At 68.6% G+C, this 25,415-nt stretch carries 27 protein-coding genes, 1 tRNA gene and 1 pseudogene; 15 read left to right on the forward strand and 14 right to left on the reverse strand.

Annotation, left to right across the window (positions count from 1 at the left end; genetic code table 11):
- Positions 1-434 precede the first annotated feature (434 nt).
- Positions 435-698, forward strand: coding sequence for an excalibur calcium-binding domain-containing protein (locus tag ACZ56L_RS35680; RefSeq protein ID WP_471069402.1), 264 nt, complete (start codon positions 435-437; stop codon positions 696-698).
- Positions 699-913: 215 nt separating this feature from the next.
- Positions 914-1,255, forward strand: coding sequence for a hypothetical protein (locus ACZ56L_RS35685; protein WP_471069404.1), 342 nt, complete (start codon positions 914-916; stop codon positions 1,253-1,255).
- A gap of 973 nt (positions 1,256-2,228) precedes the next feature.
- On the opposite strand, the gene uppS is transcribed toward ACZ56L_RS35685, so the two are convergent.
- From uppS to ACZ56L_RS35700, 3 genes are all read right to left on the reverse strand, one after another.
- Positions 2,229-4,826 (reverse strand): polyprenyl diphosphate synthase, encoded by a 2,598-nt coding sequence (gene uppS / locus ACZ56L_RS35690; protein ID WP_471069406.1) that lies wholly within the window; start codon positions 4,824-4,826, stop codon positions 2,229-2,231.
- Positions 4,827-5,400: 574 nt separating this feature from the next.
- The gene (locus ACZ56L_RS35695) at positions 5,401-6,054 is read right to left on the reverse strand and encodes an ABC transporter ATP-binding protein (protein WP_471069451.1); all 654 of its coding nucleotides are present in this window, start codon (positions 6,052-6,054) and stop codon (positions 5,401-5,403) included.
- Positions 6,055-6,749: 695 nt separating this feature from the next.
- Positions 6,750-6,890: a hypothetical protein gene (locus ACZ56L_RS35700; RefSeq protein ID WP_471069408.1), complete on the reverse strand. Its 141-nt coding sequence runs from the start codon at positions 6,888-6,890 to the stop codon at positions 6,750-6,752.
- Between the two features lie 73 nt (positions 6,891-6,963).
- Here ACZ56L_RS35700 and ACZ56L_RS35705 point away from each other — a divergent pair, with 73 nt between their 5' ends.
- Positions 6,964-7,572: a hypothetical protein gene (locus ACZ56L_RS35705; RefSeq protein ID WP_471069410.1), complete on the forward strand. Its 609-nt coding sequence runs from the start codon at positions 6,964-6,966 to the stop codon at positions 7,570-7,572.
- 588 nt (positions 7,573-8,160) lie between these two features.
- Positions 8,161-8,235, forward strand: a tRNA-Trp gene (locus ACZ56L_RS35710).
- A gap of 48 nt (positions 8,236-8,283) precedes the next feature.
- Here the strand turns inward: ACZ56L_RS35710 and ACZ56L_RS35715 are convergent.
- On the reverse strand, positions 8,284-8,550 hold the full coding sequence (locus ACZ56L_RS35715; protein ID WP_471069412.1) for a helicase associated domain-containing protein: 267 nt from the start codon (positions 8,548-8,550) through the stop codon (positions 8,284-8,286).
- Positions 8,551-8,826: a hypothetical protein gene (locus ACZ56L_RS35720; protein ID WP_471069414.1), complete on the reverse strand. Its 276-nt coding sequence runs from the start codon at positions 8,824-8,826 to the stop codon at positions 8,551-8,553. It lies immediately after the preceding gene.
- 235 nt (positions 8,827-9,061) lie between these two features.
- Between ACZ56L_RS35720 and ACZ56L_RS35725 the strand changes: the two genes are divergently transcribed.
- Positions 9,062-9,184: a hypothetical protein gene (locus ACZ56L_RS35725; RefSeq protein ID WP_471069416.1), complete on the forward strand. Its 123-nt coding sequence runs from the start codon at positions 9,062-9,064 to the stop codon at positions 9,182-9,184.
- A 39-nt stretch (positions 9,185-9,223) separates the two neighbouring features.
- Positions 9,224-9,433, forward strand: a complete 210-nt coding sequence (locus ACZ56L_RS35730) for a hypothetical protein (RefSeq protein ID WP_471069417.1) — start codon at positions 9,224-9,226, stop codon at positions 9,431-9,433.
- A 368-nt stretch (positions 9,434-9,801) separates the two neighbouring features.
- Here ACZ56L_RS35730 and ACZ56L_RS35735 read toward each other — a convergent pair whose 3' ends face one another.
- The 3 genes from ACZ56L_RS35735 to ACZ56L_RS35745 all read right to left on the reverse strand — a co-directional run bounded on the left by ACZ56L_RS35735 (position 9,802) and on the right by ACZ56L_RS35745 (position 13,695).
- Positions 9,802-11,598, reverse strand: coding sequence for an acyl-CoA dehydrogenase family protein (locus tag ACZ56L_RS35735; RefSeq protein WP_471069419.1), 1,797 nt, complete (start codon positions 11,596-11,598; stop codon positions 9,802-9,804).
- A 258-nt stretch (positions 11,599-11,856) separates the two neighbouring features.
- Positions 11,857-12,276, reverse strand: a complete 420-nt coding sequence (locus ACZ56L_RS35740) for a hypothetical protein (protein ID WP_471069421.1) — start codon at positions 12,274-12,276, stop codon at positions 11,857-11,859.
- A 357-nt stretch (positions 12,277-12,633) separates the two neighbouring features.
- Positions 12,634-13,695: a CHAT domain-containing protein gene (locus tag ACZ56L_RS35745; protein WP_471069423.1), complete on the reverse strand. Its 1,062-nt coding sequence runs from the start codon at positions 13,693-13,695 to the stop codon at positions 12,634-12,636.
- A 92-nt stretch (positions 13,696-13,787) separates the two neighbouring features.
- Here ACZ56L_RS35745 and ACZ56L_RS35750 point away from each other — a divergent pair, with 92 nt between their 5' ends.
- Entirely contained in the window at positions 13,788-14,045 is a 258-nt protein-coding gene (locus tag ACZ56L_RS35750; protein WP_471069425.1) for a hypothetical protein, read from the forward strand.
- Between the two features lie 7 nt (positions 14,046-14,052).
- A complete protein-coding gene (locus tag ACZ56L_RS35755; protein ID WP_471069427.1) occupies positions 14,053-15,180 on the forward strand; it encodes a hypothetical protein in 1,128 nt (375 codons plus the stop codon).
- A gap of 319 nt (positions 15,181-15,499) precedes the next feature.
- Here the strand turns inward: ACZ56L_RS35755 and ACZ56L_RS35760 are convergent, their stop codons facing one another.
- A complete protein-coding gene (locus ACZ56L_RS35760) occupies positions 15,500-15,955 on the reverse strand; it encodes a DUF6188 family protein (protein WP_471069429.1) in 456 nt (151 codons plus the stop codon).
- Positions 15,956-16,461: 506 nt separating this feature from the next.
- Between ACZ56L_RS35760 and ACZ56L_RS35765 the strand changes: the two genes are divergently transcribed.
- The 5 genes and pseudogenes from ACZ56L_RS35765 (at position 16,462) to ACZ56L_RS35785 (ending at position 19,505) form a co-directional block, all read left to right on the forward strand.
- Complete coding sequence (locus ACZ56L_RS35765) at positions 16,462-16,746, forward strand: hypothetical protein (protein ID WP_471069431.1); 285 nt, start codon at positions 16,462-16,464, stop codon at positions 16,744-16,746.
- Positions 16,747-16,855: 109 nt separating this feature from the next.
- Positions 16,856-17,158, forward strand: coding sequence for a hypothetical protein (locus ACZ56L_RS35770; RefSeq protein WP_471069433.1), 303 nt, complete (start codon positions 16,856-16,858; stop codon positions 17,156-17,158).
- 25 nt (positions 17,159-17,183) lie between these two features.
- A pseudogene (gene istB / locus ACZ56L_RS35775) lies at positions 17,184-17,901 on the forward strand (IS21-like element helper ATPase IstB); the annotation flags it as partial.
- 57 nt (positions 17,902-17,958) lie between these two features.
- Positions 17,959-18,462, forward strand: a complete 504-nt coding sequence (locus tag ACZ56L_RS35780) for a hypothetical protein (protein ID WP_471069453.1) — start codon at positions 17,959-17,961, stop codon at positions 18,460-18,462.
- A 103-nt stretch (positions 18,463-18,565) separates the two neighbouring features.
- Positions 18,566-19,505, forward strand: a protein-coding gene (locus ACZ56L_RS35785; protein ID WP_471069435.1) for an IS5 family transposase whose coding sequence is annotated in 2 segments (ribosomal slippage) — positions 18,566-19,009 and positions 19,011-19,505 — 939 coding nt in all. Because the reading frame shifts where the segments join, the coding sequence is not laid out codon by codon here.
- A 10-nt stretch (positions 19,506-19,515) separates the two neighbouring features.
- On the opposite strand, the gene ACZ56L_RS35790 is transcribed toward ACZ56L_RS35785, so the two are convergent.
- Positions 19,516-19,950 (reverse strand): DUF6283 family protein, encoded by a 435-nt coding sequence (locus tag ACZ56L_RS35790; protein ID WP_471069437.1) that lies wholly within the window; start codon positions 19,948-19,950, stop codon positions 19,516-19,518.
- A 203-nt stretch (positions 19,951-20,153) separates the two neighbouring features.
- On the opposite strand from ACZ56L_RS35790, the gene ACZ56L_RS35795 reads away from it, so the two are divergent.
- Positions 20,154-20,756 (forward strand): hypothetical protein, encoded by a 603-nt coding sequence (locus tag ACZ56L_RS35795; RefSeq protein ID WP_471069439.1) that lies wholly within the window; start codon positions 20,154-20,156, stop codon positions 20,754-20,756.
- 693 nt (positions 20,757-21,449) lie between these two features.
- Here ACZ56L_RS35795 and ACZ56L_RS35800 read toward each other — a convergent pair.
- The 4 genes from ACZ56L_RS35800 to ACZ56L_RS35815 all read right to left on the reverse strand — a co-directional run bounded on the left by ACZ56L_RS35800 (position 21,450) and on the right by ACZ56L_RS35815 (position 23,318).
- A complete protein-coding gene (locus ACZ56L_RS35800; protein WP_471069441.1) occupies positions 21,450-21,788 on the reverse strand; it encodes a hypothetical protein in 339 nt (112 codons plus the stop codon).
- Between the two features lie 39 nt (positions 21,789-21,827).
- Positions 21,828-22,133: a hypothetical protein gene (locus ACZ56L_RS35805; RefSeq protein ID WP_471069443.1), complete on the reverse strand. Its 306-nt coding sequence runs from the start codon at positions 22,131-22,133 to the stop codon at positions 21,828-21,830.
- A gap of 697 nt (positions 22,134-22,830) precedes the next feature.
- A complete protein-coding gene (locus tag ACZ56L_RS35810; protein WP_471069445.1) occupies positions 22,831-22,959 on the reverse strand; it encodes a hypothetical protein in 129 nt (42 codons plus the stop codon).
- Between the two features lie 17 nt (positions 22,960-22,976).
- Positions 22,977-23,318 carry a hypothetical protein gene (locus tag ACZ56L_RS35815; RefSeq protein WP_471069447.1) on the reverse strand — a complete coding sequence of 114 codons (342 nt, stop codon included), beginning with the start codon at positions 23,316-23,318 and terminating at the stop codon, positions 22,977-22,979.
- Between the two features lie 295 nt (positions 23,319-23,613).
- Here ACZ56L_RS35815 and mobF point away from each other — a divergent pair.
- A partial coding sequence (gene mobF / locus ACZ56L_RS35820) for a MobF family relaxase (protein ID WP_471069449.1) occupies positions 23,614-25,415 on the forward strand: 1,802 nt, incomplete at its 3' end.

Genomic DNA, 25,415 nt, shown 5'->3' on the forward strand with positions numbered 1-25,415 from the left:
GCGACGGCGCCTCCGGCACCACCCTCTGAAACAAGTCCCACAACTCGTCCGGCACCAACCGCTCAACGATCCCCACCATGACCCACAGAATACCGATGTAGCCAAATGAGATGATCTCTAAAGACGCCCAACTGCCTGCGCGGGTTACCCCATTGTGTGTCTGGTTCGTACGCGGGGTGCCCAACCGGTCGAACAGGGCTGAGCAGTCCCGGTGCAGAAGGCGCAGTTCCCTCCCGATGTCCGCGAGATGCGTGGAACCCGGTCACAGGCCTGGCCGGGCATACGCCGAAGCCGCCGGTGGCTCGCTGGGCGGTCTGCTCTGCTGCTCGATATCACCGGCGGGAGCACTTCGGCGGTCGACGCCGGGGCCGCGCTGATGACCGAGTCCGGGCAGTTCGGCCTCGGCGGGCGGGCCTTGTACGACCCGCGCCCCGGTGAGCGGAACCACTGAGAGTGGTCCGGCGCCCCCTCCGGCGGCCGACGGCAGGAAAGCAGAATCTGCTGACCGCGCTCCCGCGGGCAGGCCGGCGCCCCCGTCATCCGGCAACGGTTCACTGACCGGCAGCGGCACCGGCGGCACCGTCTCCTATCGGAACTGCAGCGATGTCAGAGCGGCGGACGCCGCACCGATCCGCTGGGGCGACCCGGGCTTCGGCCGGCATCTCGACCGCGACGGTGACGGCGTTGCCTGCGAATAACGCGACGCTGACATGTCCCTCCGCCCCGACGGCCTGGGGAGAATCCGGGGGCCGGCAAGTCGTTGACCCGCTGCGCCCGGGTCTTCCAGCCCGCCTGCTCATGTGACGAGATGGCGAAGGGGACATCCGAGTGGACTGCCGAAGTCGAGGAAACTGAGGGCGTGCCGTGCGCCGTCCCCGCTCCCGACACTCGTCCTTCGTGTGGGGAGATAGGCATGACTGTCTGGAAGATGTCTGCGGTTTCGTCGGTGGCCGGGTGGCTGGACGCGGACCCCTACCGATACCCCGGCGTCCCCGTTACTGAGGACGACCTGCTGCCGGGGTCCGCATGCGACCAGGTCTTGTCCGAGGAATGCTTCCTGTCCGCTCCGAATACCGGTCGGCGTCTGCCCGGGCAGCTCGAGTCCTCGGACCGCAGGCGCCTGGACCTGCATGTCGCCCTGACGCGCGCCGGTATCGCACCGGTGCCCGGTGACGTGGAGGCCATTGAGGTGCTGAGCACATTGGACGACACCACCCACACCGTGCTGCTTCGGTGGTTGCACCGCACGTGGTGATCTGTGCGTTACGGCCCTGGAAACCGCCCGGGCCGGGCAGGCGCCCTCCTTTCCACCGGGAGGGGGGACCTGGCCGCGTTGCGGGTGACCGGAGGGCGCGCCGCTGCGGGGCGGGAGCTTCTGGGCGGGCTGGGTGACGAATCGGTTGCAGGTCCACACGTGACGATGAGTGGGTCGTTGGCACAGTCATGCACGTTCAGCGCCGCACACTTCTCCGTCCTCCACAACCGCGGGCCCCTGTCTGGCAGTCGGTCCCGCCCGCCAGGGGCTCGGCGGGCTGCGGGACGCCGATCTTCGACGACCTGGTGCGGGCCTGGCAGGAACAAGGGCGTAGCCTCCCTGGGGCAGCCGGCATCGGCCGCGACCCCGGCCACAACGATCCAGAATCTCTGCCGGTGCCTCTTACCTATGACACGGTCGTCCGGTGGGCACCGCAGTCCTCACCGCCTCGCGGGGGAGGGGCGTACCTGTCCGCCCCGGGTGGTGAATTCGTCTCTCTCAACGAGGGGTCCGCGTGAGGTCCCGCTCATCTCCCCGCATCAAGCGCCTCGCCGGGAGGTGGTCAGAACTGCGCTACGACGAACTGCCTACGGCAACGGCGCACTGCCTCTGGTGGCCCCGCAGGCACCCGGGGACAACAGCTCTACCGGCCAGAGAAGGAGAGGACAGGTCCAGACCCAGCCGACCCGGCCGAGTGGCGCTGATCTTCACGATGGTGCCGTACCCGCACGGAGCCCGCTTGTACAACTCCTGCCTCCACGTCCCCGCGGCTTCGGCACTGGCTGGTGGGTGCGGCTCATCCTCGGTCGGCCCCGCGCTGGGGTGCGCTCGATGACGCTCGATTGGGTTGGAGCGGGATTCCGTGAGGGGGGGCGTGGCGCAGGTGATTCCGGGGTCGCCGTGGACCTCGAGCGTGAACGCGACGGGGTCGAGGTCCTCGAAGGACAGGGTGGCCGGTACGAGTCACGCATGATCACCCGGTGAATGCTTTTTTGTCGGAGTTGGTGGGTGTGGAGGGGGTGGTGCCGAAGCGGCGGTCGCGGCGGGTGTAGGTGTCGATGGCCTGCCACAGGTGGGTGCGGTCGGTGTCCGGCCACAGGGTGTCGAGGAAAACGAGTTCGGCGTAGGTCGACTGCCAGGGCAGGAAGTTCGAGGTGCGCTGTTCGCCGCCGGTGCGGATGAGCAGATCCACGTCCGGCAGGTCGGGGTGGTGGAGGTGGGCTGCGAGGTGGCGGGGGGTGATGTCGTCGGGCTGGAGGGCCCCCGCGGCCGCTTGACGGGCGAGTTCGCGTGCGGCTTGGGTGATTTCGCTGTGGCCGCCGTAGTTGATGCACATGTTCACGGTCAGGCCGGTGCGGTGGCGTGTGAGGTGCTCGGTCTGGCGCAGTGCGTGTACCAGGTCAGGTGGCAGTCCTTCGGGGAGGCCGGACCAGCGCAGCTGGACGTCGCGTCGCCAGATTTCCTCGGTTTCCATGACGAGGCAGTCCTTGACCAGGCGCAGGATGGCCTGGATCTCGGCGGCGGGGCGTGCCCAGTTCTCCGAGGACAGGGTGTACAGGCTGAGGTGGGGCAGCCCGATTTCGAGGGCGCCGTAGATGACATCCCGCACCGCGAGCTGGCCGGCTTTGTGGCCGGCGGTGCGCGGCTGGCCTTGGCGGGTGGCCCATCGTCCGTTGCCGTCCATGATGAGCGCCACGTGTCGGGGGGCCAGGTGGGCGGGCAGTTGGGGCGGCTGGACACCGCTGGGGTGGGGCACCGGTGGTAGCGGAGGGGCCGTGCGGGCTGTGTCGTGGTTGCCTTCTGCGGGGTGCGGCAGGTGGATGGTGGCACGAGGGGTGGCAGCGGTCTGGGTGTGGCGGTGCCAGGACCTGGCCGTACGGAGGCGGCCGCGGGCCAGTGTGAGGTGGAAGCGGACCGGGTTGGCCCGCGAGCGGCTCTGCAGCAGTGCGTGGGGTCTGCGGTCGATGCGGTCCAGTTCGAGCAGGTGCAGGTCGATGACGGTTTGCAGGACTGCGGCCATGGGTGGGTGCTGGGCGCCGACGGTCGCGGCCTGAGCCAGCCACTGGCGGGCCTGGGCGGTCATGGCATGAACCATGTCGGCATACCGGCCGTTCGTCCGGCCGTGGGCGAGGCGTTCAGGGCTGACGTCGTGCTCGTCGAGCACGACGGCGGGCAGCCTGACGAAGCCCTCCGCGGCGTCTTCCCGCAGGTCGCGCAGCGCGTCGATGAGGTTGAGCGCGTCGGTCCACACGCGCAGTGCTTGGGCGTCGTCGGGCGTGAAGGCCAAGCGGGGGGTGGTGAGCAGGGCCATCAGGCGCTTCACGCCGAAGGGGAAGGTGATGGTGTGCCAGTAGGTGTACCAGTCGTCCCAGGAGGTGATGGCGCTCTGGCCTTTGGCGTCCTGGCGGTATACGGCGTTGGCTGCCGTTACTCCGTCGCTCGGCAGGTCCCAAGTCCATACGGCGTGCACGAGGGCCGCGCGCAGGGGGTCTTCGCTGTGGCCTGCCCGCAGGTCGGCCTCCAGCAGTTCGCTGAACCGGCTGACTCGTTCGACTCGTTCCTGCCGGTCGAGGTGCTGGGTGTCGGAGAGGTCGTCGATATGCCGGCCGTATCCGTACATGGCCCAGAACAACGGTCGCAGTCGGCCGGGCAGGAGCTTGGTGAGAGCTGCTTCCACCGGACCCGACCGGTGCATCAGGCGACGGCAGATTTCGTAGCCGGTGATGACCGTGGTGTCGTGGATACCGGCTTGGCGGTAGATGTGCGTGCGGACCGGGTGCAGTAGACGCAGGGCGATCTGGCGGCCGCGGGGCCTGGTGGCGCGCCCGCCCAGAAGTCTCTGTGTGATGGTGCGCCGGCTGGTGCGGGCGGTGAAAGCAGCTAGGCCGGCGGCGGTCAGTCCTGCCGACCAGCCCAGCCCGAGCAACAGGTGCCGCCAGGGGGTGTGGGTGAGGTCGACCGCGGACACGGCGGACTGCATCGCCCCGTAGGCAGGCAGCCACTTCAGCAGCGGACTGTCCGCAGAAGGGTTGGCGACGGGGTTCTGCAGCGTCAGATCGATGAAGCTCAGCATGATGACGGCAAACATCCCCGCCAGCTCACTGCGCAGCAGCGCTGCCAGGAGGATTCCTACGCCCCCATACGTCAGTGCTCCCACCATGAACGCCGCGGCCAGGACGTCCAGGCGCTCAGGCCGGTAGAAGAAGCACACCCATGCCGTGGCATACGAGGCGGTCAGTGCCGCGGTGAGGAGCAGTACGGTGCTGCGAGCCAGCAGCAGGCAGATGCGCGGGTATCCGGCGAGCACCATGCGGTGGTCGAATTCCGCGGAGCGGCTCGCAGCGAGGAACATCATGAACCCGACGATCAGCGCGAGGGAATGCAGCCCACCGGACAGCTGGCTGACCGTGTTGGCACCCAGGGCCACGGGCTGATCGGCCGCGCGCAGGAAGAACCGGATCCGGTCGCTGGGCAGGACCTGGTAGGCGAGCGTCAGCCACAGCGGAACGAAGAAGAGCACCAGGACGAGCGCGAGCCGGTTGCGGGCCTGCTCCAACGCAGCGTGGCGCACCGCTGTCCCCAGACACCGCCCCCACCACCTCATGCGGCACGCCCAGTGACGCCGCGTCGGTCGGCGGTCGGGGTGCCGTCCTGCGACCGGGGCAGGCGGCCAGGGTTGTGCTGGGTCGTTGACACTTTCACTCCACGAATTCGGTGGGAGGCCGACTCTGGCCCCAGGGGTGCGCGCCGGTGACAGGACACGGTCACTGCGAGAGCACGCCTGTCATGCGGTTCTGTTGTGCACGGCCTGGATCAGGTCGCGCAGCGCGAATGCCACCGTGACAGGCAAGTGGGCACGTTTCAGGCGTTCCAGGGCCTGGTGGTGGCGCTTTTGGATGAGGTCCTCCACCGCTTGGCGGGCGCCGCACTCCTCCAGCACCCCCTGGACGCGGGTTGCCCTATGGGCGTCCAGATCCGCAGCGCGAACCCGCGGAGAAACAGTTCCTGACCGGCCCGGTCCGCCCGGCGCAGAGCGCAGGCGAGCAGGGCTCCGCCGGAGCCCACGGAGCGGGCAGGCCACAGCAGCGCGGACATTGAACTGGAGGCGTCGTCGCGCACCGCGGTGACCGGAGACTGCCGTCGGCTCATGCGACCCTTCCCGCGGCGCTGCTGTGGTCGACGGCCAGAACGCCGTCCTGGAGCCGGTGCAGCACATCCAGACGCTCCCGGTCGTAGGCGAGGTGGGAGACGACCACGACCGCCCGGCCCCGCTCCCGCAGTCTCTGAGCGATGCCCCAGAACCGCAGGTAGGTCTCCCAGTCGAAACCCTGATACGGCTCATCCAAGAGCAGCACCTCAGGGTCGTGCATAAGCCCCAGGGCCAGGTTCAGCTTCTGCCGCGTCCCGCCGCTGAGCGTGTGCAGGCGGCTGCGAGGGCTCTCGTCGAAGCCCAGCTCTTCCAGCAGCTCCCACACGTGCGCACAGCTTTCGAGCCGGTAGGCGGCCTGGAAGGACCGCACGTGCTCAGCGACCGTGAATGCCGGGTGCAGCACAGTATTCTGCGGGCAGTATCCGATCCGCCCTCGGCACTGGACCGTCCCGCTGTCGCCCGCGGCCTGACCCGCCAAAATGCGCAGCAGCGTGCTCTTGCCGGCCCCGTTCGCGCCAACGATGCCCAGCAGACAACCCCGCGGCACGTCCAGGCTTACCCCGCGCAGTACCGGGCGCCGACCATAAGCCTTACGAACGCCATGGAGACGCAGAAGGGTGCCTGCGGACGCCCGGGTTGAATTGTTCACACCATAAGCAACGACTGGGCTGCGCGATGGTAGCGCGGTAACAAGCGCTCCATAGCGTGCGATCAGCACCCGACGTCCACGGTGCCACCCATCAACCCTGCGAACCCGCTCGCAAAGCCCGCCCCTGGCACCTCCGACACTCGGGTTCAAGCGTGGGCACTCCCCAGATTCCGGGAACCCGTGTGCTTCCCGTAGGCCGGGGCGGAACTGGTGGCCGGTGCGCAGGTCGGGGACGAAGGCGTCCAGGACGACGCGGCGGAAGCGCCGGCGCTGGGCGGGGGTGAGGTGCTGGAGGTCGGCGGTGAAGCGGGGGAGGGTCTCGAAGGTCGGCACAGTGGGTCCCTTCGGGCAGCACGACGAAGCCCCCGGCGGGTGCCGGGGGCTGCTGTGGGCGGTGCTCGTTGGCGGTACGCGTTCCTTGGCACGTGGTGGTGCTCAGCGGTTCTTGTCGGTGTCGTACGGGTTGTGGTGTGCGTGCTGTCGGAGAGCGATGACATTCGCGTCCGGCCCGAGGCCGCTTCCCGCCCGGCGGGCACCTGAGAAGAAAGTCAAGCCGCTGCTCCCGCCTGGCGGAACGTGCCGCTGATCGGCCTTTTCTTGCAGGTCAGAGCCGTATGGCGTGGTCTGCATGACAGTCGACATCAGGGTGATCTGCCGCTTCCACTACTCCGGCGACACACTCTGATGCCCGATGCCTACGGCTGGCCTTCGGTCAGCTGGTTCGCGGTGTTCTCGATCCACAGCAGCGCCCATTCGACGCCGGCCTGCCATCCGGGTTCCGCGCTGTCGTACCGGCCTTGGCCGTGCCGATCGCTCTGTCCCGTGTCCCACACCACCCCGAGATCGTTTCAGAACCGGGCCGCTCCGCCACGCCCAAATCCACCCCACCCGCCTCGCAAGGAGCACATCGTGGCCTACCGCCGCATCCTCAAGCGCACCGCGCTCGCCACCACGGTGGCCTCGGCCGCCATCCTGGCCGCCTCCGCACAGGCCCTGACCGCACCGTCCCAGTCGGCGCCGGCAGCCCCCCAGCAGCCGGCCGGCGCCCCTCAGATGCTCCTCGCAGCCGCCCCGATGCAGGCCGCCGCCCCGCTGCCCCCGGCGTGCACGGAGGCCATCTTCAAAACCAGCGCAAAGTTTCCCACCACCCACTACACCATCCCCGACGAGCCCTGGAACGCCCTGCTGAACGCCCTGAGCCACCTGACCGAGGCCGAGCAGGCGGAGCTCACCGAGACCGCGTGCAGCGCCTGGAACAACTGGGCACTCGCCAACGGCCCCGTCGTGGCCAAGGACCTCGACACCCGGTTCCAGAACGCTCCCGCCCCGGCATGCAACAAGTTCACCGTCGCCACCATGGGATCGGTCAAGAAGTACTCCCCCAACATCCCCGCCGCGAGCCGGAAGCTGGAGACGGTCGCCAAGAAGGTCTGGCGGGAAGCCATGACGAATCTGTCCACCGCCGCCCCTGACGCCGCCTGCCGTACCGCCTACAACAACGTCAAGGCCGGCTGGTAGCCCCCCAGGCGAGACAGCGGCCTCGTCATCACGAGGCCGCAACGGCGCTTTCAGGTCTCGTCCTGCACCAGTACAGACAGCACTGCGGCCTCGACGACGGGCCATAGACCAAAGCCGGTCGGAAGCCAAGTCAGATGCGCTGCGAGAACGCGGCCGCTTCTGAGCTCTGCGCCCTGCACGACACATACAACGCACCGGTCGGTCGGGGAGCTCCCCGTTCCACCGCGCGGCCAGCGGGGAGCGGATAGCCGATAGCTGTTCAAGGGCGATGAGCGACACAGGGTGCGCGAGGAGCTCACGCCGCCCGTACGGTCGGGGACTGCGGCCCGTATTCCTCGTACAACCGCAGCAACCGCTCCCGGTAGGTGTCCACGACGCTCCCAGCCGGGCGCCGGGTATACATCCCGTTCCTTTTCGGTGAGGACGGGCAGGACGTCCTTGGTCATGCCGTCGCCGAAGTGGACGTGGATCGCGAACGCGGCGTACGACTGCACCGCGACCGCCAGCGTCCTGTCTGTAATGCCGTTCCACCTCTCACCGTTGGCAGGCACCTTTCCCTGAACTTGCCGACTACGCTGACGTTCCGGGCGGGGTGTAGCGCAGAGGTAGACGCGCGTGGTCTCCAAAATCGCGAGGACGCCGGTTCGAGTCCGGCCACCCCGCCCGCCACCACGACCAAGTCCACCGGTCCGCTGGTGTACGCATCCGTGCTCATCGCGCCGCCGCCTTCTTCACCGTCGTCCACCGCATCCCCAGCGCGTCCAGCTCAGCCCGGCGTTCGGCGGGGAGCTTGTCGGCGCGTTTGCGGATGTTGTCCAGGACCATCCCCAACTTCACGTCCACTACTCCAAGACCGTCAGAGCCGCTCCGAACGCCTCCCGCGCCGTGTGACTCCCACCCGGACTCCACAGGCTTCCTCGGCACCTGGAGGTGCCCCTCACGGGCGTGGAACGCCTTCGTCGGCGCGAGGGTGAGCATTTATTTGTCGTCCTGGGTAGGCCTCACCGGCCGCGTTGACTCCTCCGCCGGTTCGAGCCCGAGGGCATTCTCCAACAGCCACTGCTGCGCGGGCCGCAGCACGTCCCAACCGAACCGGCACCTTCGCACCCACCGCTTGAGGTCCTTGCCCCGGATGACGACCTCACCTGCGGTCATCGGCACGGCGCCGCCGCTCTCCAAGTGCTGCTGCACCAGCCACAGGCACCGCTGCCAGCCCGCGTCCCGCACCGGCGCCCACCCAGCGGTTGATCTCATCAAGAGTGCCCCGCCGCTCCTGCGCGTCCTCGGCACTGTCTCTCAGCAGCGAGGCGACTACGGTGTCCGTCTCGCGCGGCACCCGGGCCGAGCGAGACGAGGCGTTCTCCCCCCTGGGGCCGTCGGTCCCAGGGCCGTGTCCGACGGGTTGTGTGAGGCGTCGACGCCGCGTGCTTCAGCATCGGTTGAACAGGAGCAGGGGAACGCCGTCGGGACCTGGGGTACACCTGACGGCATGAAGCTGAATGACCTCAGCCCTCTGATGAAGCGCCGCCGAGCCGACGGTCTCGGCCATGGCTACGACCGCTTCCGCATCGACCCGGCCATGGCGTCGCTTCAGTGGCCGGACGACCTCTAGGAACAGTTCCTCTACGACTTCGGTGACAATGACCACTTCGTGACCGACTACGGCAGCATCGACCTGCGCGAGATCACCTGGCGGCTCGATACCATCCCGGCCGCGGACTTCCACGCGATGCCGACCGGAGCCTCCGATACCGGCTGCATCGAGGAGTACGCCAAGAACCCGGTGTACTGGGTCGAAAGACGCTCGCCAGAGGTCGGCACTGGGAAGAGCACGGGACGTGGCTGCGCCCGCCGCTCCTGATCGACCGGTGCTTCCTGGACCCGTCCGGCAGCGGGCTGCAGGTTGTGGAGGGCCGAACCCGCGTCGGCGTCCTGCGCGGCCGCGTACGCGAAGGACTCCACGTCGCACCCGACCACCAGGCATGGGTCGGACGCCGCTGAGAACCTCGCGTACTCCTTTCTCCAGTCCTCCAGTCCTCCAGTACTCCTCCGCTCAGGATCTGCTCGTGCAGAAGGCCGGCGGAACCTGGCTATCCCGCCTCCACAGGTGGCGCGACCGGCCCCAGCCGACTCCGCTAGCGTGGGAAGCGGGGCCATCCTTCCGGGGACCAGTGGCGCACGGCCGCTGCACTGTCGCACAGGCCCGGAGCGGCTGAACTGCGACACCCTTTAGGGGGCTGTCAGCATCGGCAGGGAGGACAGGTGCTCCTCGGGGATGGTGAAGGCGTCTGTGAGGGCGAGCAGGTGAGGGGCGAGCCGGGCGGTCAGAGCCTGTTGGGTACGGGGCAGTGCGCGGACCTGGTCGCGGGTGAGGGCGTCTTCGGCCAGGAGCAGTCCGCTGCAGGTGTGGACCTGGTTGAGCAGGAAGAGGGTGTGCAGGTCGGTCAGGGCTGCCCGGACGGACCGGTCGGTGACCCGGTTGACGGCCGTGGCGAACGCGTCGGCTGCCTGGCCGACGGTGTGGGCCTCGGCGAGGTTCAAGGCTGCGGCGGAGGCGTTGTTCCAGCGCCCGAGTGCGTCGCTGGCCTCACCGGCTCGCAGATCATGCCGTGCGCTGGTATGCCAGTAGTGCTCGGCGGCCCTGAGGGTCCGGCGAAGGAAGGCGGGATCGGTCATGCTCTCCGTGCCGGTTGCCGGCCGGGGGGCCGGGGCGAGCGTGTGACCGAAGATCATCTCGGCTGCGGCCTTGCACCAGATGGCGAGGTTGTCTCCCTCGGCGGTGATCGCCCCGTCCGCGTTGGCAAGGTACTCCGCGAGTCCGTTCACCGGGAACAGGGCGCGGGCGCCGCAGCGCTCCCGGCTTTCGATGACGATCTCCCGGGCCTGCCAGGTGATCCAGCCCTTGGTCAGGGCCACGAGACGCTCGGCTGCCGCCCGTTCCTCCGAGGCATGAGTGATCCAGTGTTCGGTGACTGCCCGGTGGAGGAAGGTCATCGCGTAGGCGGTGGCCACCTGGTCCAGCAGCCGGGCGTGGTGACTGCGGTGCGCGGCCAGCGGGACGCGGCGGCCCGCGACGGGGCTGGAGATGTGCCGGGTGTGCGCGTAGCGGACAGCGATTGCCAGCGCTGCCCGGCAGCCGCCGAGGGCGCTGGCGCTCATGCACAGCTTCCCGACCGTCACCCGGCCGATCGCGTGCAGGAACCGTCTGCGCGCGCTGCCCACGGAACTGACGAGGGTCCCGTCCGGCAGGAGCCGGCCGTGCTCGCCCTGGACGAGGGCGGTCCGCGGCAGGCGTACTTGGTCGAAGCTGGTGACGCAGTGGTCCACCGGGCTGCCGACGCGCTCGGGCAGCACGGTCACAGTGACCCCCGGCAACGTGCCGTGATGGTCGCTCAGCGGGACGAGGAACAGGAAGACGCCGTGGTTCCGGTCTTCGTCCAGCAGCCGGGCCGCCACCACCGCGCTCTTCGGCCCACCGGCGGCACTGGTGTTGGGCATGTACTTCTGCGCACCCTCGTGCGGGGTGTGCAGCACGAACTCCTGGCGTTCTCGGTCGTACCGGGCCCAGGTCTCCAGGGCGGCCGCGTCGTTGCCGTGGGCGCGTTCGGTGCACAGGAACGTGCCGATGCGGTCGAGGCCGTAGAACGCGCTGAGGTCGCGCGGCGGCGAGACACGGTCGTCGAGCAGGCTGCCTAGGAAGAGGTTGTAGTGGATGCCGGCGACGGTCGCCGTCGCACCGTCCACCACCGCGGCCCACTCGTGCAAAGCCGCCAGCCCCCGCGCGTCCCGCGCCAGGTCTGCAGGGCGCAGCAGTTCCTCGTTCAGGGTGCGCAGCCGGTCGTAGGAGAGCTGCCACCTCTCTTGAATGCCCGCATTGCTGCGGTGGCGGAACAGGTCGGTCGAGACCGCCTTGCGCCACGTGCCGTGGACGTCAGCACCCTCAGGGCCGTCAGCGAAGAGCACGTCGGTGAGCCTGGCACTGTCGAGATCTGGGTAACTGCCGGTTACGGAACTGCTGTTGATCATCACGTTCGAACCAACGACCCAGACCCGCGAACGGAAACCACTCCGTCAAGAAACTACTTTTGGCTGGACAGCGTGCCCTGCGTCCAGGTCACCCGGCCCGACGACGGCGGTCCTGGCCTGGTCACCGCCGGGGCCCGCCCGCTTCGAGCAGTGCCGGCTCTCGCTCTGGAGGCGGGCTCACTGGCGCCTTGGCTGGTGTGCGGCCCGTGGGCCTGGGTACGCGCCCCCCCGTTCGGGCGCATCCTGAAGCCGACTCCGTCAGGTGCCACAGACCGACCCTCTAGGGGTGCTGTGACCCGGGAGCCGGTCGACCCGGTCCGCATCGGGCGGCGCGTCGTACGGCGCCGGGCGAAGGGCGTGGACGCCGGCACCGTCGCGGCGGCTCTCGAGGACGCCCGCTTCGACGCACGGCAGGACTCCCGCCACGAGGACCTGGTCGTCGTGGTCGACGGTCACGGCGGCCAGGCCCTGGGCGGCCCGGCGCACGTCGCGTTCGTCGTACTGCCAGGGTTCCGTGTGCTTGTAGAGGCGCAGGGCGACGTCGCCGACGACGTGTCCGTGCCAGCGCAGGTAGTGCGACATCGTCTTCAGCAGGACGTGGGGGCGCAGGGGCAGCGCGGCGTCGCGGGTCTCGTCCGTGAAAATGGAACACGCCAGTTTCGGGCTGATCATGGGCATGCGCGGGAGCCTGGCAGACCCCTCTGACAACGCTCCCTGCCGATTCGCACATAGACGCAAAAGTCCGATCGGGCATGCGACACGGCGGTCAACGCTGGATGGTTGGTCACATCCATAGCGAAGACGGTTACCCCGGCTGCGACGGCAGCCGGGGCCAGCCGGACACGACTGGGAAGCCCGGATGCGTACCATTACCGAGCTGCAGCCGAACATCACCAAGTGGTTCGACCGCGACGTGTGGACCCGCGCCGTGAACGACGTGGGCTACGGCGTCACCCGCCGCTGACGCCAGCACGCAGGACACCACGGACGGCCAGCTGATTGTCATGTGGGATGAAGATGGCGTCCCTGGACGTCCTACTCCGGAGGCGGGGTGACCAGCTTCGTAGCGCTGGGGTCGACGTCCGCTGCGCAGGCCAGGGTCGGCAGGTCGCGGTCGAGCAGGCCGTTCATTTCGATGGCCGCCCTGCTGAGGAGGTGGGCGCCCTGCACGGACTGACCGTCGGCGACGGCGGCGTAGAACCGTGCGGCATAGGTGATGGCGTCGACATCGCCGATGGTGTCGGACATCCCGATGGCGAACGGGACGGTGCCGACCAGCTTCTCGACCTGGGCTGCGGAATGGCAGGAGTTGAGCAGGACCAGCAGTGGTTTGTCGTCCACAGCGGCAATGGCCCGTGCGAAGGCGCCTGCGCTGATGATGGCACCTTCGTGGAAGCCGTCCTCACCCTTCTCGAAGGCGATCAGGTCCTGTGTGCTGTGGCCGGAAAAGTGCACGACGTGAGGACGGAACCGGGTCAGTGCGTCCAGGAAAACGTTCGCCGTCGCGGCCGGGTGGAGATCCAATTCGACCAGGTCCCGATGGGTGGCACTCTGCACAGCCGCCCGAATCCTCTGCTGCTCCTGGCCGACTCGCAGGTCGCCGGAGGAAGCGGCCGCCAGCAGCAGCACCCGCAGTTTCTCCGGCCTCGGGGCCCGCAGTTCCCTGACCATCGTGCGCACCTGCCTTTCCGTCGTCGACAGGCGGCTCTCGATCTTCCGCTGCACTACTGCGGCACGCCGCTCCGTCATCCGCTGCTCACGCTGGCGAGCCTTCTCCCCGGCCACTCGCTCATTCTCCTCCGCCTTCGCCAGCTTGGCCGACAAACCTGCTGCTTCCTTGGAGAACTTGCCCACCTTGGCACTCCATGTGCTGGCGTCCTGGCCCGCCTTGTTGGCTTCGCTCTCATACCTCTGGGCAGCACGAAGCTTGCTTTTGACGGTGGCCTGGCTGCTCGCCCTGGCGGCGGCCGCATTCTCCTTCGTGGCCCTCGCTCGCTTGTCGGCTTCCTTCTTACGGAACTCTCCGACCTTCTTCTCCGCATCCGCGCGAGCTTTGTTCTTCCTCTCCAACTCGCTCCGGTGGTAACTGGCGCTCATGGGCGTGCCTCTCTGCGGTTCCTGTCTCGTCAGGCTACGGCCACTCACTGACAACCTCCGGAGGCTGGGAGCGCCCATAGATACTGGGCGGCATGGCAGAAGACCCCGACCCGCAGCACGACGTCACCTACCGGGCGCCAGTCGGCTCCGTCGACCTCAAGGCATTCGACGACGCCGGCAACCCGTACGAGATCCGCGCATGCCATGACTGCCTTCCATGGCACGCCGAAGTCGTGCTCATTGCCGGGGAAGCCCTCGTCAGGAGTGGCATGCCGTCGGATGTCCGCAGTTCCAGGAACTCATCGAGGACTGAAACGGACTTGAGCCACACGCACCCCTATGGGCGATGATGGTGCAGTGAGTCTGGACCTGAGTAACTACGAACTCCTGTGGCCGGTACAGCTGTTCATGTCCGAGGGTGAACGCGTTCTCCGGTCGGCGGGCTCCTGGCAGGACCGGGCGATGTGGCTGCTGACGGAGGCGCTGGCCGGCACCACCGCAGTCGCTGACTTCGAGGATCTGCCCAACCACACCGCGTCAGCATCTGATCCCTGGGCGAGCACTGCCACTGGCTGGGGCACCCAGCGGGTCGTGATGGACCAGCATGACTGGTTCACTGAGCTCGGTAGCCGGGCACCCGAACTCAGGCACGCGGCGGCGCCACGGCCGTATTGGCCGCAGCGCCGCGGCAACGGGCTTTCACACGACGGCAGCACTGTGCGGGACGCCCGGCGGGACTTTGCCCGGCTGATCGGCGAGCTCGCCGACAGCGGCTACCTGGCCGAGGCGTTGGGCGAGGAATGCGTCGACGACCACAGCGAGCTCCCGGACCCCTCCGAGGTGATCGACCGGCGTCTCGGCATCCCTCATCTGTGGCCCCTGACACCGGAGACATGGGACGAAGACACCTTCTACGGATTGATCGAGGTATTCCACGATCTGGTAAGCCGCCCCCGCATGCGGAGATTCCACTCCTACAACGGCTGCGGATGGCACCACTCGGAGTTCCACAACGGTCCCGCCCGCATCCTCTACAGGGGCAAGGTCAACGAACTGCTGCGCGAGGCCGGTGTCGAGTACGAGCTGGCCGCCGAAGGCGAGGACCTCGGGCGCCTGGTCGCCGTCTCCGATGACGCTCGCAGCGCGCTGGTGCACGGGGCACTGACCGATAGCGCCCCGGACATCACCACCCGGGTCCGCCACGCGATCGCCCTGTTCCGCAGCCGGGACACGTCGGTGGAGAGCAAGCGGTCAGCGATCGTCACCCTCGCGGGCATCCTGGAAGAACGCCGCGCCCTGCTCAAAGACCAGCTCGGCAAAGACGAAGGGGCACTGTTCGAGATCGCCAACCGTTACGACCTGCGCCACCGCAAGGCAGATCAGCGCGGCGACTACGACGAAGCGTTCCTGGACTGGATCTTCTGGTGGTACCTCGGGACCGTGGAACTGACCAACCGGCTTATCGCATCGCGGACCACCGGCTGATCCCTACATGCTCCCGCTCGAAGCTGCGGCCGAAATCCTCCAGTACGGGAACCAGTTCCGCAGCCGCACGTCCCGCTCGGTCCGGGGCTCACGGCATGCCGGGGTAGCCAATGTTCGTCAGCGTCAACGGCGGGTTGCCACGCCCTCCCGGTGGTCGTCGGCCTGAGAATACGCGCCGGTTTCTCAGCGCTATCTGTCACCGACTGCGCGAGCTTGTTGTCACCAGGCATGAGATCGCAGCCGAGTTGTCACCGGCCCGACGCCGCCCGCAAGGCGGTCACCTGGGAAGCTGTCCCGTCGCAGTCCAGTTGGCAGGTTCTCAGTGCTCCGCAGACTGACCTTGCGAATTCTCATTTGCTGCGGAGGCGGACCAGACGTTGAGGCCGCCTCCCGGTAGGGACACGAAAAGCCATCCGCTCGGTCCTGTGATCTGCCACGCTTCGAAATCCGCGTCAGCTGGACATGTCAGATGAGTGCCATCCTCGAACACCATCCGGAGCGTGCCGGACTTGAAAGCGACCGCAGAGACGACCTTCGTCCCGAAAAGCGGGAGAACTGGGGCCACGTCCTGAGTCTCCGGTACCAGAAGTACGCCGGGATCGGTATGGGCCGGCCCGGATGAGAGCCGAGCAGGCACTTCGAGTGCAACCTTCCAATCTTCACCGAGGGCCAGCGTGAGGCGGTAGTCGACAGCGATCTCAGCAACGCCGCACCCGCGGAGATTCAAGATCCATCGGTCGTCGTGTTCGACCGGCCCTGCTTCGGTGCTCATCATCCCACCATGGTGCACGGGCCCCAGTCGACGACGGACGGGCCCCAGGGTTCCGCTGAAGCCACAGATCCCGTCTCGGGCGGCGCGTATGAGCCGGACGAACAGCTGTGCGGTGACAGTTCGGGCTGCGAGGTGACAACTATCGCTGCGAGGCACACGCGCCTGCCCCTGGCCGTGGCGGCCGCGCAGGGGGTTGCACCGAAAGGGGGCTGGACGGCTGCCCGGAAGGTTGCTCACGGCGGGGGACCGAAGGTGTGACCGGCAGTGGGAGCCCGGCAAATCGGACGCCGCCCGTTGTCACAGGCCAGACCCCCTGGGCAAGCCTGTCCGCGCCGAAGACACCTCTTTCCCACGCAGTAGCCGTGGGGGAGAGGTCTACTCCCGCCCGGAGCCGGCGGCCAGGACGCGACGCTAGCGAATCCGGTGCTCTACGTTCCCGCCCGCCCGGTCACGCGACCGCGTCTCCACCCGGGAGACCACGCGCGGCCGGGCGGAAAGGATCCGTCACCATGACCTTCATCGAGCCCGGCCTGTCCGTATCCAACGGCTTCGCCGAAGGACCGCTCACCAACGCCGCGCTGTCCCGCGCGGCCCGCGCCGGGTGGCTTCTCGACGAACTACAGGAGCAGGCGTCCACGATGTCCGACGACCAACTGCGCGACGGCGTGCACCGGGCGCTGCGCCGCTTCACCCAGGAGCAGCCGAGCACATGCCAGGTCGACAGCATCACCGGGCTGATCCGCCGTGGGGTGCGCATGGACTGGCCCGCCTCTGACCGTCTGCCCTGCGCCTGATGCCCGTCCTGCGGGAGGGCGCGGGAGCACCCTCCCGCAGGACGAGGGAGGCTGGACTCCCGGCCGTTGCCGGTCTTCCGCTGTTGGTGGTGGCTGGGAGGCTGGTCGGATGAACGATGGTGACGAGCAGCTGCTGCGCGGCCGGGTCTACGGGCGCGACCACGACGACCCCCACCCAGGCCCGCTGCCCCGCCATACGTACGCCGTCCTGGTCGGCGGGCCGCTGGACGGACTGCTGCTCGACATCACCGGCTGGCGCCCGGAGGAGATCGAGGACGGCGTCGCCCTGATGACCGAGCTGGGGCGCTGGCCCGGCGGCCGTGCCCTGTACGACCCGCGCCCCGGCGAACCGCGCCCGGCGGGCGTGTCGGGTGTGGTGTGCCGCTTCCACTACTCCGGCGACATACCCTGACTCCCCCAGGCGTCGGCCGCGAAGCCGCTTGCTGCGGCTGCCGTCGATCAGAAACGAGTTCCCCGACATCGCCGACCGGGCGCTGAAGGGCCAGATGGCCTACCGCGGCTTCCTCGCCGAACTGTTGATGGCCGAGTGCGACGACCGGGCCCGCCACAGGTCGGAGAGGCGGATCAAGGCAGCGGGCTTCCCGCGAGAGAAGTCCCTGCGGTCCTTCGACTTCGACGCCAACCCGAACATCGACCCGGCCACCATCCACACCCTCGCCAGCTGCGAATGGATCAAGAAGAGCCAGCCGCTCTGCCTCATCGGCGACTCCGGCACCGGCAAGTCTCACATGCTCATCGCGCTGGGTACCGAGGCCGCGATGAAGGGCTACCGCGTCCGCTACACGCTCGCCACGAAGCTGGTCAACGAGCTGGTCGAGGCCGCGGACGAGAAGCAGCTGAACAAGAGGACCGCCCGCTGCGGCCGCGTCGATCTCCTCTGCATCGACGAACTCAGCTACATGCGACCGCCACGGCACCGAACTTCTCTTCCAGGTCCTGACCGAACGCGAGGAGGAGAACAGCGTTGCCATCGCCTCGAACGAGTCGTTCGGCGGCTGGACCAAGACCTTCACCGACTCCCGCCTCTGCGCGGCCATCGGCGACCGCTTCACCTTCAACGGCACCATCCTCGAGACCGGCACCAACTCCTACCGCCTCGCCTCCACCCGAGCCCGAACCGAACAACCCGCAGCGGGCTGGCCCCTGGAAACCGCTGGACTGCTGATCAGGGCACCTGTCAGGCTCCGCCCCGTGGAGATTCTCGATGTCCTGACCAGCATGGCGAAGACAGGTCGGCTGGGCCCGGTATTCAGCGGAGCCGACTGGAACGATGTGACCGCAGCACTCGGCGAGCCGTGGGACATCGGAACAATGAGCCGGAACAGAAAGCGGCCGCGGCTCTTCGCCTACGGAGACCTTGAGCTGAGTGTCTGCCGCTGCCGCAAGGTTTCTCTCATCTGCGTCCAGACTTGGCGTGACGTCGTCGAACTCCCCCCGTCGGTTGTCGGAGGAACGGGCACCTTCCCGGCAGGGCTCATGCACGCGGACGTCGTTTCCGCCTTGGACAGGGCCGGCTGTTCTTGGAAGCCGCATGCTCCGCTGACCTTCGGCAACCAGTGCTCGCTCACTGCGATCGCGTCAGGAGCGAACTTCACCTTCGAGATCCCCGAGGGCGAGGAACCCGTACTGAACGTCATGGGCCTGCCCGGCGACGGACACGACTGCTCCGCACGGACCGCAGGCCAAGATCACTGACGCGAAGCGCCGTCAAAACGCGTGAAGACTTTTCCCCTGGAGATCGCTAACGGCTGCTCAAACTAGGGGGTGTCTCTTCGATCAGTGGCTCATTGTTCTGATCATGCTCAGCAGGGGGGATCTGACGGACGCCGAGTGGGCAGTGCTCGAACCGCTGCTGCCCACGAGTAACAACCGGTGCGGCCGGTGGCGGGATCACCGGCAGGTGATCAACGGGGTCATCCACCGCCTCAGCACCGGTTGTCAATGGCGCGAGTTGCCCGAGCGTTTCGGCCCGTGGGAGACCGTTCACAAGCGCCATGTCCTGTGGTCGGCCGACGGCACCTGGGAGCGGCTGCTCCGGCACGTCCAGGCCGTCGCCGACGCAGCGGGCGACATCGACTGGAACATCAACGTCGACTCCACCTCGATCCGTGCCCATCAGCACGCCGTCGGCGCCCCGGCCAATCCCCCCCGGCACCCCCGGGTGCCTCAAAGGGGGCCGCACAAAGATCAATTCATCTGCGCGCGTACATGTATTTGCGCCTCCTCCCGGCGGAGGCGGCGCGGCAGGCGAAGCCCTCGGCCGCTCCCGTGGTGGGTTGACCACGAAGATCCATCTGGCAGCGGACGGTAAATGCCGCCCCCCGCTCTCTTTGGTTTTCACTCCCGGGCAACGAGCGGACTGCACGCAGTTCGAACCGGTCATGGACAAGATCCGCGTGCCCCGGCTCGGCGCGGGGCAGCCACGGAAGCGGCCGGACAGTGTCGGCGCGGACAAGGCGTACAGCAATAGCCTGATCCGTTCCTGCCTACGTCGCCGCGGCATCCGGCACGTGATCCCGGAGAAGAGCGATCTCAAAACCGCCCGCTGGCGCAAAGGTTCGGGCGGTGGCCGTCCTCCCGGTTTCGACAGGACCAGATACTCGGTAAGGAACACCGTCGAGCGAGCGATCAACAAGATCAAGCAGTTCCGAGCCGTCACCAGCCGCTATGACAAGCGTGGGTACGTCTTCCTCGGCACCGTAACGGCCGCCGTCCTCCTCATCTGGCTTCGCTCATGACCAAGAACCCCTACAGCACCAGGTCGTTGCGTGTCCGAATGATCTTGTTGATCATCTGGCGGGCCGTCTCATCCGGTGCATGGATGCCCGCTTCTCCGTGAGCGGCGGCGTCACTGCCAGAAGGAAACAGGGGCACCGGCGACTCGTACTCGACCACAGCCCGGTACGTGGTGACGTCCACCCTGCCGTCGAGCACTGCCAGCCGCAGGGCCAGGAGTTCCTCACCCTCGTGGCATCCAGCCCAGCCAGCACAAAGACGCCGAACCGCACTGCCAGCATCAGCCTGATGGCACTGGAACAACCCCGTGGGCTGATCAGGAGTATCGGCGTCGTAGCGCCGCAGCTTCGCGTACTCCTCACTGGCCCAGATCCCCGCGGGGACATCGCGCCGATATGGACAGCTTTCACAGGGACGCGGCGCAGGAGGACGAAGTGACGAGGACACGCAGACAGTATGACCGAGGAACCATGATTGGCGAGTCACTCCCTAGTCGACAAACGCTGTCACTGAAGGTGAACAAAGCCACGCGTACCACCGCTAAGACGTCCCCTGCGTCGACTGATGTGCCGGGAGCGGTGTCATCTCCCTGCATCTGCCTGAATGTCCTGGGGAGGGTAGGTTTCGGTTGTTCTGAAGAGGGGTGGGAGATGGTTGAGCCGTGGCCTGATTTCTGGCCGGTGATCGAGGAAGCGGAGCGTGCGCAATGGGGGTACGTGCCGTTCGAGCGTGTGGGGCCGCTGCGGTTCGGCCTGGGCTTGGGGGAGACGACTGCCGTGATGAAGGCGGCTGGCTACTCCAGTGCCGTGGGCCGGGCGCAGGACGATGTGGCGGTCCGGTTTCGCAGGGCGGCGGGGCCGGGGGGAAAGGACGGCCCGGACGTGACGGCACTGTTCGCTCGTGATCCCGGGCTGTCGGTGGGAGAGCTGGAGGCCCTCGAAGAACGGGGGCTGCCGGTCCTTGTGTTCGTGGCGGTGGATGCCCGGCACGGGCCGCAGGTGGTCTGGGACGGGCTGCGTCTGGTCGGCCGGGCGCCGTCGGAGCTGATGGGCGAACTCGCCGCCGCGTGTGAACGGCACGACATGGGGTTGTGCTGGTCGGTCACCGGAAGCGAGCTGGACATGTCCGAGGCCGGCTTCGTCCCGTGCGTCCAGCGTGCAGGAGATCGCCTGCTGACCCGCGTGGTGTTCACCGGGCTGAAGGGCTGGGACCCGTTATATGGAATCGACCCGGAACTGCTGCGGGACTTCTGACCTCACCGGCCCTGACGGTAACGGCGCCGTGGCCACGGCCGGTACAGCGTGCCTGCCCGGCGCACTACTACCCCCGCAATGACGACGACCGCGCGCTGCTTGCCGCACGGTTCCTGCGAGGGTGGGCTGCCCGCGCAGGTGCGGTTTCTTCTGGACCAGGGGGACTGGACGGTTACAGGGGCGGTCCTCCTGAAGGGGGCCGGTCGCGCCATGTACTCGTAGGCGTTTTCGGGCGTGCCGGGGCGGTGGGTGAAGAATCAGTTACAGGCCCATACGCGGATGGCGGCCGGACCGTTCTTTGTGCATGCAGCACACGCAGCACACAGTTCTGTCCGGTCCGTACCCGCCGCTTGTCCGGGAACCCGACCCGTCTCCTTCGCGTGTCCATGCCGAGGAGAGCGCGACGCCGATCTTCGAGGCGCTGGTGCGGGTGTGGCAGCAGCAGGGGCGCCAGCTCCCGCTGGTAGCCGCCGCCCACACCGCCGGTGCTGGCACGCTCGCAGCTTTTGTCCCCGCGCCTGTGACGTTCCCGGCGCGGCCCAGGGGCGGGTGGTGGGGTTAGCGGGTGCCTCGCATGCCGCGGCGGGAGCACATGCCAGGGGAGGCGGGATGGTGAATCGTTTTGCTTCCTCTCCCGCACCCGGCCGCCGCGGAGCCGGACGCTGTCCGGAGCGGACACGGCGGCGCTGTGCCTCAGCCTGTTCGTTCTGTGGCGTGGGGGAGTTGCGCGGGTGGTGGAGGTGTGAGGTCGAGGAGTGCCCACCGGCGGCGGCCGTCCGCAGCGGATTCCGTCCCGCAGTTCGCTGCGCCCTGGGCTGCGACGGCATGCAGCAAGGAGCCATCATCGGGGCGTTCGGCGTCGGGGCCGCTGCTGAGGACGAGCACCAGGGCGTGCTCCTGGTGGTCGGTGAGGTGCACGCTCAGGTGGGAGCCCCCGTCGTCCACGGCCGCCGTCACCAGCAGCTCGACCACCGCGCGTACCGCATCCTCGTCGAAGCATGCGTACCCCCATGCGTGCAGAGCCTCCGTCACGCGCTGACTCGCGCCGCGCGGTGTCCAGGGCTGCCGGGCCTACTCGATGGGGCGCAGTTCCGCCCAGACCCGGCCCAGCCCCGCATGGTTGATCAGGTGCGCGGTGCCGACGCGGTACCCCTCGGGCCCTACGTCGATTACGGGCACCGGGTACCCGTCGATCTTCGCTAGGGCAAGTCCGTCCGCAGGACGGATACCGAGGATTCGGGACGCCTGGTCGAGCGTCACGGCGGGCGGTAGCTCGTAGTCGGGGGCGCTGCCGTTCCAGTCGCCTCGCACGTTCAGCACGATGTCGTCGAGCGGGTCCATGCCCGCGGGTACGTCGGGCCTCTCTTCACTGGTCATGTCGACCACGCTAGCGACGTCGTCGGCTCCGGGAGCGGGCTTCGGCCATCTAGTCACACCTGAACCACAACGCCCCGGACGGACATCAAGGACGCTGGCGGGATGCATCCTCCGAAACCACCCTGCAGAGGCGACCAGCTGTAGGCAGGACAAGGTGATGGAGCGCGAGGCACGGGCCTGCCCGTGCTCCGGTGCTTGCGCTGTGGGACGGCTTGGGAAATCACCGGGTCGGCGGGGAGCACTGTTTCGCTGATGTGCGCGACTGTGCGCCATCGGAGACATCCCCGCGCGCAGCAGGGACGAAAGAGAATCAGCGCGCTTTGTACCCAGGCGCCCCCTCCCCGGCACGGCGGGCAGTGCTGACCAGGTGTCACCCGCCAGCACCCGTACGGCGCCCTGCGGATGTGAGTGGGGGCCGGTGCCCGTACGGTCGTGAGCGCACGTTCCTGACAGGACGAAGCACCCTGGTGGCCCCGTGTTCCCTCGTACATACGCGGGGCCACTGCACCTTCCGGGCGACGTGGTGGGCGGCGCGGCCCGGTGGTACTGCTCACAGAGCGCTCTGGGCACCGGGCCTGACCCGCACACCCATGTCGGCACGAATTGCCCACGACCCCAGACCGGGCCGGGAGTGGGCGCGGGAAGATGCGGACATCCGCTGCGGTGCCCGCCGGGCTTCTGAGGCGGGGCAGGGCGGTCAGCGTCTGACGCGGTTGCGGACGGAGAGGACGGCCAGGCCCAGCAGGAGGGGGTCGGTCAGGCGGGAGGTCATCTCGATGTAGGTGCCTGCGGTGGTCAGGTCCTGCCCGCAGGAGCGGAGCACCACCGAGTTGAGGGTGACGCTCAGCCAACTAACCGGCGGCCCGCGCCCGTGAGATGGCCTTCGGCCAGGGGTCGGTCCAGGATGCTGTGGGTCCCGATCCGGTGCCACACGATGTGGGGAAGTCCGGCGACCACCGCCCGGCCGTAGGACCACGTCGCGCGGCCGTCCGGTGCCCAGGTGAGTTCGTAGACGCCCGGCGCGCGGCGTACGCCCTTGATGCGTAGGCCGGGGCGGAACTGGTGGCCGGTGCGCAGGTCGGGGACGAAGGCGTCCAGGACGACGCGGCGGAAGCGCCGGCGCTGGGCGGGGGTGAGGTGCTGGAGGTCGGTGGTGAAGCGGGGGAGGGTCTCGAAGGTCGGCACGGTGGGTCCCTTCGGGCAGCACGACGAAGCCCCCGGCGGGTGCCGGGGGCTGCTGTGGGCGGTGCTCGTTGGCGGTACGCGTTCCTTGGCACGTGGTGGTGCTCAGCGGTTCTTGTCGGTGTCGTACGGGTTGTGGTGTGCGTGCTGCCGGAGAGCGATGACATTCGCGCCCGCCCCAGCGCCGCTTCCCGCCCGGCGGGCAGCTGAGAAGAAAGTCCGGCCGCTGCTCCCGCTTGGCGGGACGTGCTGCCGACCACTCTTTTCTTGCAGTTCAAGGCCGTGTGGCGTGGCCTCCATGACAGTCGACATCAGGGTGATCCGGGCCGGTCAGATGTACCGCTACTACCTGCGTCAGACCGTTGTCGGCGACGGCCGCCGCCCGGCCCGCACGCCGCTGCGTGCCGCCCAGGAGCAGGCCGGTGTCCCGGCCGGTCGCTGGATGGGCCGGGGACTTGCCGCGCTTGGGCTCGCGCCGGGGGAGGAGGTCACCGAGGTACAGCTGCGGAACCTGTTCGGCGAGCGGGGCCGCCACCCGGACGCGGACCGGATCGAGGCCGACCGCCTTGCCGCGGGCGACTCCCCGAAGAAGGCGTATCGGGCCGGCGCCCTCGGACGCCAGGTGACGGTGACCGGTGTCGACTTCGTGTTCCGGCCGCAGCCGACGATCTACCTCCTGTGGGCGCTGGGGGATGAGGAGACCCGTCTGGTGATCGAGGCCGCGCACGAGCGGGCGATCGTGCGGGTGCTGGAGTGGATCGAGGACGAGGTCGCCGTGATCCGGTACGGCAAGGACGGGATCTACCGGGTGCGGCCGCCCGGCGGTCTGGTCGCCGCCCGCTTCCGCCACTACGAGGCCCGCTCCGGAATGCCGCTGCTGCATGACCACCTGCTGCTGAGCGTGAAAGGGCAGCGCCTGGACGGGAAGTGGGGGTCGGTCCACACCCTGGCCCTGCACGAGAACACGGTCGCGGCGTCCGCGCTCTACAACGAGCTGGTCGCCTCCGAGGTCTGCGAGGCGCTGGGGCTGGCAACCGAGCCGCGCACCGTCACCCCAGGGCGCCGCCCCGTCATGGAGATCGCCGGGGTGCCGCACGGGCTGATCCGCTGGACTGCCCGGCGCAGCGACCAGATCGCCGCCTGCCTGGAGAACCTGGAGCACGAGTACGTCACCGCCGTCGACGACGACGGCCAGCCGCGGTTCCTGCCCGTGGTCTCCGAGCGGGCCCGCGCCAAGATGAACGCCATCGCCGCCCGCAAGACCCGCCCGCCCAAGCAGAAGACCCGGCCGCTCGCGCAGCTGCGCGCCTGGTGGAAGGCGAGCGCGGTCCTCACCTCCGGTGTCGCCGCCGACGTCATCACCTCCCTCCTCGAGCACGCCCGCGCCGCGGCCGCCGTGATCCGGGCCCTGGTCGCTGCCGTGGTCGACATAGCGTTGGCGGCCGTCGACGTCACCGCGACCGTGTTCGTGATGAACGACGGCGGCCGCTTCCACCGCCGCCACCTCCTCGCCGAAGCCCGCCGCCACCTCGCGTTCGTCCTGCGCGGCCGCCGCCGCGAGCCGGGCCTGGACGACCAGGTCGTGGCCGCCGCCCTGTCCACCCACTGCCTGGACATCAGCGAGCCGAAGACCGTACGCGGCCTGGAGGCCAGCTATCGCCTCTACACCGCCCGGTGGTCCCTGGCCGACCTCCCCGCCCGCCGCCGCCCACCGGCCCCCGCGCCCGACCCGGACCGGCAGCCCCCGGCCGATCCCGACGAGCCGGCTGGCCTCCGGCCGCCGGGCCAGGACGCGGGCGAGTGGGAGGTACCCCGCATCCCGCTCCAGTACGAGCGCGCGGTCCTCGCTGGTGCGGTGGTGGGGGAGAAGCTGCGCACCACCACTGCCGCCGTCGTGCGGGGTCGGGCGTACGGCGTCGTCGCCCACCAGCAGGCGGCGATGCCCGAGCAGCTGCTCGCGCCCGAGCTGGCCAACCCCGAGCACGACGACCAGGAGCCGAAAGCCGGTCGCGGGGAGGCGATCGACATGACGGCGCTGCGGGCCCTGCGGAAGTCCCGCACGGACCTGGAAGCCCTCGATCTCACCGCCGACCGACTGCG

This window comes from Streptomyces sp. NPDC039736 (genome assembly GCF_055596485.1).

Excerpts from the sequence above, each read along its gene's own strand:
- ACZ56L_RS35685 (WP_471069404.1), top strand. The coding sequence starts at position 914 with ATGACTGTCTGGAAGATGTCTGCGGTTTCGTCGGTGGCCGGGTGGCTG.
- ACZ56L_RS35715 (WP_471069412.1), bottom strand. The coding sequence starts at position 8,550 with ATGCTCACCCTCGCGCCGACGAAGGCGTTCCACGCCCGTGAGGGGCAC.
- ACZ56L_RS35720 (WP_471069414.1), bottom strand. The coding sequence starts at position 8,826 with ATGAGATCAACCGCTGGGTGGGCGCCGGTGCGGGACGCGGGCTGGCAG.
- ACZ56L_RS35725 (WP_471069416.1), top strand. The coding sequence starts at position 9,062 with ATGAAGCTGAATGACCTCAGCCCTCTGATGAAGCGCCGCCGAGCCGAC.
- ACZ56L_RS35735 (WP_471069419.1), bottom strand. The coding sequence starts at position 11,598 with ATGATCAACAGCAGTTCCGTAACCGGCAGTTACCCAGATCTCGACAGT.
- ACZ56L_RS35740 (WP_471069421.1), bottom strand. The coding sequence starts at position 12,276 with ATGCCCATGATCAGCCCGAAACTGGCGTGTTCCATTTTCACGGACGAG.
- ACZ56L_RS35745 (WP_471069423.1), bottom strand. The coding sequence starts at position 13,695 with ATGAGCGCCAGTTACCACCGGAGCGAGTTGGAGAGGAAGAACAAAGCT.
- ACZ56L_RS35750 (WP_471069425.1), top strand. The coding sequence starts at position 13,788 with ATGGCAGAAGACCCCGACCCGCAGCACGACGTCACCTACCGGGCGCCA.
- ACZ56L_RS35760 (WP_471069429.1), bottom strand. The coding sequence starts at position 15,955 with ATGATGAGCACCGAAGCAGGGCCGGTCGAACACGACGACCGATGGATC.
- ACZ56L_RS35765 (WP_471069431.1), top strand. The coding sequence starts at position 16,462 with ATGACCTTCATCGAGCCCGGCCTGTCCGTATCCAACGGCTTCGCCGAA.
- ACZ56L_RS35770 (WP_471069433.1), top strand. The coding sequence starts at position 16,856 with ATGAACGATGGTGACGAGCAGCTGCTGCGCGGCCGGGTCTACGGGCGC.
- ACZ56L_RS35795 (WP_471069439.1), top strand. The coding sequence starts at position 20,154 with ATGGTTGAGCCGTGGCCTGATTTCTGGCCGGTGATCGAGGAAGCGGAG.
- ACZ56L_RS35805 (WP_471069443.1), bottom strand. The coding sequence starts at position 22,133 with ATGACCAGTGAAGAGAGGCCCGACGTACCCGCGGGCATGGACCCGCTC.